This is a genomic window from Chrysiogenia bacterium, assembly GCA_020434085.1.
In the GTDB taxonomy this organism is placed as follows: Bacteria; JAGRBM01; JAGRBM01; order JAGRBM01; family JAGRBM01; genus JAGRBM01.
Genome location: JAGRBM010000409.1, coordinates 1 through 1,564, shown reverse-complemented (window position 1 = coordinate 1,564; position 1,564 = coordinate 1). Strand labels below are relative to the sequence as shown.

Here is a 1,564-nt window from a genome sequence, read left to right as displayed (position 1 = left end):
TTTGCAGCAGCGGGTGCTTGAAGCGGCGCTCGACGAGGACGGTGATCGTCTGCTCGTTCTTGTCCGAAGTCACGACGCCTTGCAGGATGCGTTTGGGCATGAGTCTTTCCCTCTTACTTCGCGGCTTCGGCGGCTTTGGCGTTCAGCACCGTCTGGATGCGGGCGACGTCACGGCGGACGGCGCGCATGCGTGCGGTGTTCTCCAGCTGGCCGGTGGCCTGCTGGAAGCGGAGGTTGAAGGCCTCCTTCTTCAGCGCGACAAGCTCATCGCGGAGCTGGTCGGGCGTCTTCGTCTTCAGTTCGGTGGCGTTCATGCGCCTTTTCCTTCCAACATCGCCGGAGAGCCCGTTGTCGGGTGACCCTTGGCCCGGCGGAGTCAATGATGAACCCACGAATCCGGAAGGCCGGAATCGCGGGATGCGTCCCTATAAGGGAGGCGGGGGTAAGGGGCAAGGGAAAAGGTAGGGTGAGTCAGCGCCAGCTTCGTTGGCGGTTCCAGTCGGTCAGACCGGGATGCGCCCTGACCCAGTCGAACATGAACCGCTCGCACGACTGACGCAATAACTTGTCCTCAAGCCTATCGTCATCGCTTACGACATAGAACTCGAAACCCGCTTCCCCGGTCGCTTTCGCCGCGAGGGCGATTGGGAGCGTCCGTCGTAGCTGCTCCTGCGGAGCGGTTCCATCTCTTAGTGAGTTGAACCAACGAATATCATGTCTAATTTTCGCTCTGATGCTGCGTCCGGTTTCACCAATCCTTACTCCTCTCTGAGGCCAGTATACCTCAGCATATACACCCGGCCGTGCCGGCAATTCAGACGAATTCAAGCCACGTCGCATCTGCCAGTCCACACTCAATCGAACGCCCTGAAACTCGACAAACGGCATATCCACTTTCCACAACTTCTGAGACGTATGATCGGCAAGAAAGAATTCTCTCAATTGCAGGATCAGATATCAAGAAGGGCAGCGCCCGACCCTGAGATGGCGCACGTTGCGCTCCGCTCGAGCGTCGCACGGCATTGTCGTCCTGCCCCACGGCCCTTCGGCGCGTGACTTGAACGTGCGCCCGACCGGGGGAGGGTCGGGCGCTGCCCGGCCCGCGGCCGGGCGACTCCACTCATTCGGTGCGAAACAAAAGAGTCGAGAAAGGAAAAGGGCGGGGTGAACCCCGCCCTACTCATTCATTCCGAACCTTAGACTTACCAGTCTTCGCGCTGGACGATCCGGGTGGTGACCGGGAGCTTCATCGCGCCGAGGCGCAGGGCCTCGCGGGCGATGACCTCGCTCACGCCGTCGATCTCGAACATGATGCGGCCCGGCTTGACCTTGGCCGCCCAGTAATCGACCGAGCCCTTGCCCTTACCCATCCGCACTTCGGTCGGCTTGGAGGACACCGGCACGTCCGGGAAGACGCGGATCCAGACCCGGCCCTGACGCTTCATGTGGCGCGTGATCGCCCGGCGGGCGGCTTCGATCTGGCGCGCGGTGACGCGCTCGGGCTCGGTGGCCTTCAGGCCGTACGAGCCGAAGTTCAGGTCCGAACCGCCCTTGGCCTCGCCAT

The 1,564-nt window shown here is 61.9% G+C and carries 3 protein-coding genes; all 3 read right to left on the bottom strand.

The features are described from left to right. Positions 1 to 100, bottom strand: a 100-nt coding sequence (gene rpsQ, locus KDH09_14030) for a 30S ribosomal protein S17 (protein ID MCB0220815.1), incomplete at its 3' end; no start/stop codon positions are given. Between the two features lie 13 nt (positions 101 to 113). Further along, positions 114 to 314 (bottom strand): 50S ribosomal protein L29, encoded by a 201-nt coding sequence (gene rpmC / locus KDH09_14025; protein ID MCB0220814.1) that lies wholly within the window; start codon positions 312 to 314, stop codon positions 114 to 116. A gap of 888 nt (positions 315 to 1,202) precedes the next feature. After that, positions 1,203 to 1,564, bottom strand: a 362-nt coding sequence (gene rplP / locus KDH09_14020) for a 50S ribosomal protein L16 (GenBank protein ID MCB0220813.1), incomplete at its 5' end; no start/stop codon positions are given.

Coding starts and splice junctions, on each gene's coding strand:
- rpmC (MCB0220814.1), bottom strand. CDS start 314: ATGAACGCCACCGAACTGAAGACGAAGACGCCCGACCAGCTCCGCGAT.